The following is an 8,951-nucleotide window of genomic DNA, read 5'->3' on the forward strand; positions in this document are numbered from 1 at the left end:
TCGTATATTCACCTTAAAACAAAAAGAACTTGTAGAGAGTCCTACAAGTTCTTTTTGTTTTAAGGGTTAAATGTGGATTTAAAATATAGTTGCAATTTTTTGAGGGGGAAAAGTAAATGTTTATAAAAACAGAAAGATTATTAATACGGAAATTTGAGTTCAAAGATTGGCAAGCTGTTCATGAGTATACATCAGATATCAATGTTATGAAATACATACCTGAAGGGGTTTTTACTGAAGAAAATACAAGAAACTTTGTGAATGAAAACATTGGTGAAAACGCTAAGAACTTTCCTGTAGTATTAATTGATAAAGATATTCTGATTGGTCATATAGTTTTTCATAAATATTTTGGTGAGCATACATATGAGATTGGCTGGGTGTTCAATCCTAAATATTTCAATAAAGGATATGCTTCTGAAGCAGCACAAGCTACATTGAAATATGGCTTTAAGGAAATGAAATTACATAGGATTATAGCTACATGTCAGCCACAAAATACCCCATCATATCGAGTAATGGAGAAGATTGGAATGAGAAGAGAAGGCTATTTCAGGAAGTGTATACCACATGGGAATGAATGGTGGGATGAATATTATTACGCTATTTTAGAAGAAGAGTAGTGCCTTGGAACGCATCATTTAAATTGACACTCCTATTCCTAAATAGGTAAGTTGACTATCTTTATTGGAGATTCTTGCTACTAAAGGCGAAGTTTATTTCCGGTATCGCTGACGTGCAAAACTTTGTATAATCTGATCTTATCTCTAAATCACAACTGTTACCCCATCACCATCAAGTTAAAGTTTCATTTTATTTTGCTAACTTGATGGTGATGTGACGTAACCTTAATTATTTAAAAATTTTAAAAAGGCCCCTTAGCCATGTTAAAGGGACCTTGATCACGCAAATGATCTGTAAGCCAATTCATTTTTGATATACAGATCATTTGTATGATAATTTTTATAAATAATTGCTAAATAGTGAATTTACATAAATGCTTTTAGAAGTTCTTGAATTAATGGGATTGCTCCACCTATAAATTTTAAAACTGCCATTGCGATTTCCATATTATTCTCTCCTCTTTTTCGTATTAAAATGTAATAAATCTTTATAACTTTATTATAGTAAGCGCTTACAATAATAACAATACATTTCCGTATGCAATATTGCATATTTATACATTAGATCTCTATTATTCATTTTTTAATGTTACTATAGCGAGGTGAGAGTCTTTAAGGGTTCTCCTTAATAGGAGGAAATATGGAAAGAGTGCAAGCGATTTACAGTAATCAAAAATTTAAGAGTTGGGTTAAACAGGTATTAGCTGTAGGAGGAGTAATAGGGTGCTGTTATTTGGTGTTATATGTTTTCTGTTTCTTAGTTATCATGTAAATAGTATACAACTAAACTAGTAGAGTCTTGCCTAGAGAGGTAAGGCTCTTTTATTATAGTACCTGGAGATGAGCAAACTACATACAATACCTCTCAGGTTTTTCAGATCACTTTGTAGGATTCCTTGTTTAGAACACTAATTCATATCATTGAAAACAGAATTCTATGGATAAAAAATATGTTTTTACTAGATACATACTAAAAAGATAAGCATAAATTATATTAGATTTTGGCAAGATCTTTTTGAATTGGAAAAGGATTTAAATCTTACTTATAGACTTGATTCCTTTTTATATACTATAATCCTTATATTGATACGTAAATATAATACAGTAATAATAAATTAAAAGCAAGAATTTTAGTAGCGGTACGTTCACACATCCATCAACTTAAGATTTTCAAACAAAAAATTCTTTTTTTAATTGATTAATAGTAAACGGGAAAGATTGGCAAATTAACAACTAAAGAGATTTCTTCAGGTAAAATCTATCAAAAGGTCCTTTACAAAATTTATACATAAGTCAATTATAAAATCATGTAAATATTATGTATTTTTGTAAAAGAAATCCATTGACACTTGTGTATATAAGTAACTATACTCGTTACATCAAATTGAATGCGTGATAATACGATTTTATTATTATTACAAACATGTAAATATAAAAATAGAAAATCTCAATTTGATAAATACAATGGTAGAGGTGTTTATTTTAATGAAGCACAAATTAATTGCAACAGGTATCCTTGCAGGAGCTATATTATCCTATTCTTCTAATATTTTAGCAGATACTCATAAATTCCCTGATGTTCCTACATGGGCTGATAAATCCGTTAACTATTTAGTTGATAAACAGGTATTAAATGGTTATCCAGATGGAACTTTTGGTTCAAATGACTCCTTAGACAGAGCTTCGGCTACAAAAATTATGACAAAAGTTTTAGGTATAAAAATTGAGCCTAATGCAAAACCATCTTTTACAGATTCACAAAACCACTGGGCTACTCCTTATATTGCTGCTGCTGAAAAAGCTGGTATTGTTAAAGGTGAAGGTAATGGAATCTTTAATCCATCCGGAAAAGTAACTCGTGCTGCTATGGCTACCATGCTAGTAAATGCATATAAACTACAAAGCACAGCAAATCATAACGAGCAGGTTAGATTTGAAGATTTAAAAGGGCATTGGGGAGAAAAACATGCCAATATTTTAATAGATTTAAAAATTTCTAATGGTACCGAGAACGGTTGGCAACCAAATAGATTTATAACACGTGCTGAAGCTGCTCAACTTACTGCAAAAACAGATATGTTACAACAAAATTTAAACGATGAAAAAGAGGTTATTACTGCTACCTCATATGAAGATTTAAATTTAACAGTGGCTTCGAAAATTACAGCTCAAGAGATTGATAGTTTTATTGCAAAATATCATTCAGATAGTCCCTTAGTTGGACATGGACAAGATTTTATCAATGCGCAAAATCAATATGGCGTGAGTGCTCATTATTTAGCGGCGCATGCGATTTTAGAATCTGGATACGGAAAATCAGAAATCGCATATCAAAAACATAATTTATTCGGTCTACGTGCATATGATGGAGATCCGTTTAAATATGCGAAATATTTACCAAGCTACGGCGATAGTATTGCTTATAACGCTAATTATGTACGAGAAAGATATTTAGAAGAAAGTGGTATGTATTATAACGGGTCAACATTAACTGGCATGAACGTGAAATATGCATCAGATAAAGGCTGGGCTAAGAAAATTGCGGGTATTATGGAACGTATTAAACCGTTTCGTGTAGAAGACTATACATATGCAAAAAAATTACCAAAGAATCCTGAAACATTAGATGTCGACGCGTTATCTAATGAAATTCCATATAAAATGTATGCAGACGGTTCAAGCTCAAATGTTGTATCATCAGCTACTTACTATCAGGTACCTTATCCATTTAATTTAAAAATTAAAAGTAGACCAGATGTAGCTGTCGAGGAGAATAAAGTTGGTACAGTAACTCCTGGAACAACCATCTTTATTTATCGGGAAGATCCGAATGGATGGGTAGAATTCTCTTTTGAAGCTAATGGAGAAAAATATTGGACATTAAAAAATAAATTAAGTATGTAATTAAAAAGATCTATTTCACTAGTTTTAAAAGTATGGGATTGGACAATTGATTCTCTAGATTGGAAATACAATAAATTCCCCGTTGATGTAGCAGCTGCAAAGATTATTCAAAATGTCTTAGCAGGTGCTACATCCGCATACTTTTTCGGGAAAATGTTGCGCAAAGTAGGTTCATTTTCAACACTATCTCCTGGTTCACCGTAATCTTCAATGATGTAATATTCCTTATCTTTAATGTATATATTGAATATACAAATATATTGTGTTATGATGTGAATTAGAAACTCGCGTGTTTCAAATACAACATTTTTATCTTTTTGATGACCTCTTATCTTTCCGTAAGAGGTCCTTTTTTATCCCTCCGTATTGCATAGCCGCTAAAATACTATGAAAAGATACTAGAGACTACTACAATGTGATATTCTCTAGTATTTTTTCTTTATCCATATTATCTATTGTTGGGTGATTGATGAATTATTAATTTTTGTATAATTTTCACAAAATAACTTTGAACCATTATTTATTTCAATATAAAATAATAAAGGTATATATATGAATAGGTATGTCCTTTTTATGTGATGATAATGCGAATTGAAGCGTAATACTGAAACGGTAAACGAGAAGAATCAGGGCCGAAACAGATAGTAAGGAGCAGACAATACTTATAATGAAAACGTTCATAATGGACTGTCTATGGATGGAGAAAAAATACGAAAAGATAAAAGGGGCAAATGAATATGAACAGAGCCTTTAAAGGTACCGTATTAGCAGGGATAAGTGTGGGTTTCTTGCTAGCTGGTTGTACAATAGAAACATATGTCCTAACGCAGTCCAGAATATAAGCAAGTAGATTAAGTATTCTAAGCAGATAAATGAAGACTATAGCGATGAAGAAATTGAAAGACAACTAAGAGGTATAGCATCCTGACTTTCTAAATAACATGAGTGTTTCTATAGAATGAATCCTTAGGAGGGCTATTGTGGAACCTTTAATCAATGCTATTTTATACTTTGTATTTTTATTTGGAGCACTGTTTCTTATACTGGGTACTGCATTGGTTTTATTAATTGTGGCTGCATTACCAGTAATCTGGAAGGAAAATCTATCATTCCTAATGATTAGCTTGGGTATAAATATACTTGTCATTCCATTGTCTTTTTTTATTGGCGGGATGGCAACAGATTCCCCTGGTAGTACGATGCACGATTTTTGGGAAGTATTTTTGTTTATTCAGATATTTCCGTTTCCCCTAGTACTGTTATCTTTAGTTTGGTGGCTTGTGCGTCGAAAAAAAGAAAAAGTTCATGTGTAGCGTTTTTAATGCAAATAAGCTGTCCGTTTGGGCAGCTTATTATATTTATTACTAAGCGTGATTATTTCCAAAATGAATGCAATACCACTATACAGTTAAATTGAAGGTGAACCATATTGAAATCTTATCAAACTTTAGCCCACTTGTATGCATTAGGACTAGGCTGCGGACTTTGGAATAGAGAGGAGGTTATTTCATGGTGCGATAGGTTGATTGAAGCAAATGATCACCCGCCATATGAAATTATGGAGATATCTTTAATGTCTAAAGCAAAGCTGATATATATAGAATCGGCTTTACTGTCATATAGCCGCATAGTTGATGAAAACCCCTCGGTAAACATCCTTCTTTCAGTCTTAAATGAAAAGTTAGTAGCTCAGAAATGGAATATTAAACAAGCTATTACTTGCTCTACTCGATTACTAGTAAATAGAGGCCTGTATTGGGAAGAAGAATATTTTGATTTATACAGCCTTAATGATAGCTATGACTTAGCACAGGAAGGTATCCATTTTAATGAAAAAGATGTGATTTCTGCTTATATCGATACATTAGGTGTTTTTCGCGTCCATTTTAACGAGTTTGAAGATCTCTATTTACAAGTCATGAAACAGAAGTGGCAAGGGTAGAAGGCAGGAAAAAGAATCATTGAATCGTAAGAGTTACTTCCTGTATTTATCACCAAATTTATCTAGCCAAGACAAATCTGTCTTCGTGTTGATGAATTTTTGTCTCTTAATAACTTAATGCTATCGTTTTTATTTTTTCCGACAGCAAGCTAAGTTAGCATGTTTAATGCATAATGAGACGCCTGTAAATGAGCATTACTATTTAAATTTTTACCAGAGAGTAATTTAGTTAATTAGTAGAAAAAGGAAGGGGCCTATTTGGCTCCTTCCTTTTTCTCATACATACATAACGCTTGTTGACAACTTATGAAATAATAGCATTCATCGCTATTAAAATATAACATTAAAAGCAATTAATTAGATATGTAATTTTGCATATATTGTACTATTTCATGAATAGGAACAAAACTATTTATCTCTTTCTGTATGGAGACAAATAGATTTAGGTTTACTTAAGTTAAGAAGATCTGATCATTGATTACTGGTTAAACCATATTTCTACGTATTTGAAAAAAATTATTTTACTGGATTGCATGTTAAAGAGAGTGAGGACTTTATGAAATGTAGGTTGTTCCTTGATTTCTTACTCGTGATTTTACTAGGAGGATGCATTGGAAAAGAAGTTACGTTATATACAATTTCAAAAGGGGATATTAGTCAGTGTATCCAAAGATGCGCTCCGCTTCCTGTTTCCTATCCTACTAAATTACCATTCCAAGCAAATTCCTTCTCTTTCAAACAATTTATCCATTAAATAAAGATAATTTGGCCATACGTATCGGAGGGCATGAAACCTTTTTAATAAGATTTGGAATATATTTCAATATAATTCCGATACTATAACAAATCGAAAATTTCTCTATTGGAGGTATATAATGGCATATCCATTTCGTAACTTAGTATTTGAAGGTGGCGGGGTAAAGGGAAGCGCTTATATAGGTGCCATCCGTGCACTAAATGAAGAAGGGATTTTACCAGAAATACAACGATTTGGGGGTACTTCAGCAGGAGCGATTACTGCATTACTTTTAGGTCTTTCTATTCCATTCGCAGATCTTGTAAAAATCCACAAAGACATGAATTTCAAAGCGTTTAAAGATGATGATTTTTCGATTGTACAAGATAACATTCGTTTATTTTTTGATGGTTTTGGTATCTATAAAGGGGATTTCTTCACTGAGTGGGTAGGAAAGATTGTTGAAAAGTGGACAGGGAGTAAGGACACAACTTTTCAGCAGTTGTATGACAAAACAGGAAAAGACGTGTTTTTCCAAGGAACGAACGTTTCTACACACGAGCTTCGTACGTTCTCTCGCGAAACGACACCTGATGTCCTGTTAGTAGTTGCTGTGCGGATTTCGATGTCCATCCCATTCTTTTTTAAATCTGTGGAATGGGATAAAGATTATTATGTAGACGGAGGTGTACTCGATAACTACCCAATTCGTTTATTTGATTGGAAAAGTTTTGTGAATAAGGAAGAACACTTCACGACCACAGATACGATTGACGAGGTTAATAAACTGATAAGCAATATAGAGGATCATTCTACACTAAGAAGCTTACACACGAAATACAATGCATCTTTCTTTGATCCTACAGATGAAATTGTCTACAACAAAGAAACACTAGGTTTCCGTTTAGAATCTCAGGCCGAGGTTGCCATGTTAAAACATATCGCAACTTCAACAGAACATCATATTGGCCATTCTCTTATTCATTTTGCATGGAATTTGTCTCAAACCATGATCAAAGGTCATGAGAGTGGAAAAACAACCAAAGAAGATGCTGCCCGCACTGTATTTATCAATACATTCTTTACGCCGTCATTTAATTTCGATATCACAGAAGAAGAAAAGAAAACACTCATGAATTCAGGCTATACTTCTACTAAAGACTATCTACATCAGTTTAATACGTCTGAAGTAAAAATGTTTAATCGACCATAAAGCCGAGTGCAATGCACTTGGCTTTTTTTAATCGTCCTGTAAATTTTTTAGTAGCTAATAAAAATTCAAATAGACTATACATAGAACAAGAGAGAGGAGATAACAGAAAGTAATAAATATAAGTTTTGATGACCTCTTATTTTGTAAAACTAGGGTGTAGAAAGGGTGAAACAGGTGGAGGAAAAACGAATTATGATTTATAAAATTTTTCGGCTAACACAGTACAAAAGAGAACCCTAAAACCGTGGATGGGAATGTATCAAAAAATGAATAGAGTAAAAAGGCGGATTTCTTGTGAAAGTAGGGATTTACTTTTTCTTTCTACTGATAATAAAGCGTTATGTAGACTGGAAATGTATAAGGTATTCGTTGCTATTCCTTCAAAATGCTGATGTTACATCATATTAAAATAACCTCTAATTTAAGTATTGAAATTCTCTAAATCTCGATGTATTATATTCTTGTATTTTCTCACTTTGCAAATCCGAGAAAACATCATCACTTCTGAAAGAACCCGAACTCCAGCGGGTTCTTTGGATTTACTTGAACTTATTTTTGAATCATTGTATTATATTTTTGAGTTTTACTTATATAAATCATTATCAGGAGAATCTGCAAATTTGCAGGTTCTTTTTTTATTTTATTGAAAGTAAGATTTTAGCCAGTCGTTTATTTTCATATTGTTGGTTTTTATACGTGTTTGGTAAAAATCAATGAGTTGCAAAAACATCTCTATTTTTATTCCATAACTTTCTAAATTTTGTTCACGATAGTTTGATATTGTAAAAAAAGAAAATATGTGGCATGACATCACCTTGTTTTTATACAGCTTTGTAATTAAACTATAATATTGTATTTTTTCTTCATTATTGAAATTAGTAATAATAAAATGTATTATTGAAAAGCACAATTTATAATTCAAGTAATCAAGCATATGTATCCATAATAATTTGAACATTCAGAAATTATAATATTGGCTAAAAACGAGGCGAGATTCATAGAAACAGTACATATTAAATGGTATGGAATGTATAGTATAAATGACTTCTATAATAGGGAAGAAGCTTCTAAGAAGGGGATATTTGCAATCTCTAGAGTATATGCTAAGAATGTAACATTGCTCTATATAGGACAAACTAAAAGAAGCTTTATACAAAAGATAAGAGAACTTAATAAAGAGTGGGCTTTTGATGAGAGCGAATTAAAGATTACATTAGGAATAATAGAATTTCCTAGTGGTGAACTTTACTCTGAAAAGAAGGTAAAAGAGATAAAATCTCTTTTGATTTTACGACATACCCCATTAGAAAACGAAACATCTTTATTATACTATAGAGGGAAATTTAATTTTAAAATTATTAATAAGGGAAGAAGAGGTTTAATTGTTAAAAAGCTTTCTACAGGAGATCTAATGTGGACGTAATTGGAATCACCTTTGAATAAAATTGAAGGTTTCTTAAGTGCAGAAGCTTATCAATTTTTAATGTATTAAACTATTTTGAATAACATATGTCAGATACTTGAAAAAACACA

Annotated in this window: 7 protein-coding genes and 2 pseudogenes; 7 read left to right on the forward strand and 2 right to left on the reverse strand. The window is 31.9% G+C overall.

Features of this window, described 5'->3' with window-relative positions:
• Window positions 1–116: 116 nt before the first annotated feature.
• Window positions 117–623, forward strand: a complete 507-nt coding sequence (locus BLT20_RS10090; RefSeq protein ID WP_000470146.1) for a GNAT family N-acetyltransferase — start codon at window positions 117–119, stop codon at window positions 621–623.
• 366 nt (window positions 624–989) lie between these two features.
• On the opposite strand, the gene BLT20_RS10095 is transcribed toward BLT20_RS10090, so the two are convergent.
• Entirely contained in the window at window positions 990–1,175 is a 186-nt protein-coding gene (locus BLT20_RS10095) for a hypothetical protein (protein ID WP_001987408.1), read from the reverse strand.
• A gap of 933 nt (window positions 1,176–2,108) precedes the next feature.
• On the opposite strand from BLT20_RS10095, the gene BLT20_RS10100 reads away from it, so the two are divergent.
• Together BLT20_RS10100 and BLT20_RS10105 are read left to right on the forward strand one after the other, a co-directional pair.
• Window positions 2,109–3,527 (forward strand): S-layer homology domain-containing protein, encoded by a 1,419-nt coding sequence (locus BLT20_RS10100; RefSeq protein WP_000680977.1) that lies wholly within the window; start codon window positions 2,109–2,111, stop codon window positions 3,525–3,527.
• A gap of 24 nt (window positions 3,528–3,551) precedes the next feature.
• A pseudogene (locus BLT20_RS10105) lies at window positions 3,552–3,665 on the forward strand (polysaccharide deacetylase); the annotation flags it as partial.
• Here the strand turns inward: BLT20_RS10105 and BLT20_RS31005 are convergent.
• Window positions 3,653–3,760 (reverse strand): annotated as a pseudogene (locus BLT20_RS31005) (peptidase M56); the annotation flags it as partial. The pseudogenes BLT20_RS10105 and BLT20_RS31005 sit on opposite strands and share 13 nt — an antisense overlap.
• 747 nt (window positions 3,761–4,507) lie before the next feature.
• On the opposite strand from BLT20_RS31005, the gene BLT20_RS30145 reads away from it, so the two are divergent.
• From BLT20_RS30145 to BLT20_RS10140, 4 genes are all read left to right on the forward strand, one after another.
• The gene (locus tag BLT20_RS30145; protein WP_000433523.1) at window positions 4,508–4,840 is read left to right on the forward strand and encodes a hypothetical protein; all 333 of its coding nucleotides are present in this window, start codon (window positions 4,508–4,510) and stop codon (window positions 4,838–4,840) included.
• Between the two features lie 116 nt (window positions 4,841–4,956).
• Entirely contained in the window at window positions 4,957–5,469 is a 513-nt protein-coding gene (locus BLT20_RS10120; RefSeq protein ID WP_000844534.1) for a hypothetical protein, read from the forward strand.
• Window positions 5,470–6,344: 875 nt separating this feature from the next.
• On the forward strand, window positions 6,345–7,418 hold the full coding sequence (locus tag BLT20_RS10130; protein ID WP_000331133.1) for a patatin-like phospholipase family protein: 1,074 nt from the start codon (window positions 6,345–6,347) through the stop codon (window positions 7,416–7,418).
• Window positions 7,419–8,445: 1,027 nt separating this feature from the next.
• Window positions 8,446–8,841 carry a hypothetical protein gene (locus BLT20_RS10140; RefSeq protein ID WP_000286899.1) on the forward strand — a complete coding sequence of 132 codons (396 nt, stop codon included), beginning with the start codon at window positions 8,446–8,448 and terminating at the stop codon, window positions 8,839–8,841.
• The last annotated feature ends 110 nt before the right edge of the window (window positions 8,842–8,951 follow it).

The sequence above is a fragment of the Bacillus sp. cl96 genome, assembly GCF_900100505.1.
Lineage (GTDB): Bacteria > Bacillota > Bacilli > Bacillales > Bacillaceae_G > Bacillus_A > Bacillus_A cereus.